2 protein-coding genes are annotated in these 583 nt (G+C 60.2%); one reads left to right on the plus strand and one right to left on the minus strand.

Annotated elements, in window-relative coordinates; translation table 11 throughout:
• On the minus strand, nt 1-219 hold a 219-nt coding region (locus tag AM506_RS23605; RefSeq protein WP_369117597.1), incomplete at its 3' end, for a helix-turn-helix domain-containing protein.
• Here AM506_RS23605 and AM506_RS23610 point away from each other — a divergent pair.
• Entirely contained in the window at nt 132-383 is a 252-nt protein-coding gene (locus AM506_RS23610; RefSeq protein WP_160316917.1) for a hypothetical protein, read from the plus strand. The two genes, AM506_RS23605 and AM506_RS23610, sit on opposite strands and share 88 nt — an antisense overlap.
• Nucleotides 384-583 lie beyond the last annotated feature (200 nt).

The raw sequence follows: 583 nt of genomic DNA on the forward strand, positions 1-583 counted from the left end.
GTCACGCTGAAGGCGCTGCTTATCGATGGTCTTGACGGTATGCCAGTGCAGGCCGACCAAGTCGGCGACATGCCGGATCGGCAGCAACTCGACCAGACGCTCCACCCACTGGCGCAGCGTAGTGGTCACCGGTGAACGACCCGGCAACCAGTCAATGCGCTCGCGTGTCGGGCCGCAGACGGGGCAGCGCAGGCGACGTACCGGCACCTCCAGCTCCACCCGGTATATCAGCAACGGCGCCTCTCGGACGCGACGCTGATGCACGTCATGAACGAGAAAGCAGGCATGGTCACAGCCGCTGCAGACCGGCGGGACTCGGTCATCAGGCGCCAACTGGAGCCGTAGCGTTTGCTCATCCAGGAATTCGTGATGGGCGACGGTGAAACCTTTCCAGAACAGGCAGAGCGGGGTAGCATCCATGGCAACGGCGGTATCCGTGAACAGACGTTTGTGGTGAACATCAGCTTACTCGGATTTACCGCCGTTTCTCTATCCCGCCTTAGCCTAAGAGTACTTCGTTTTCACGCCAGTCTGCGAAGAACCTTTTTTTGAACCGCAATGACCGACACGCCGACTCCCGTAC

Origin of the sequence: Rossellomorea vietnamensis (assembly GCF_001305855.1) — a bacterium.
Taxonomy (GTDB): domain Bacteria; phylum Bacillota; class Bacilli; order Bacillales; family Bacillaceae_B; genus Rossellomorea; species Rossellomorea vietnamensis_A.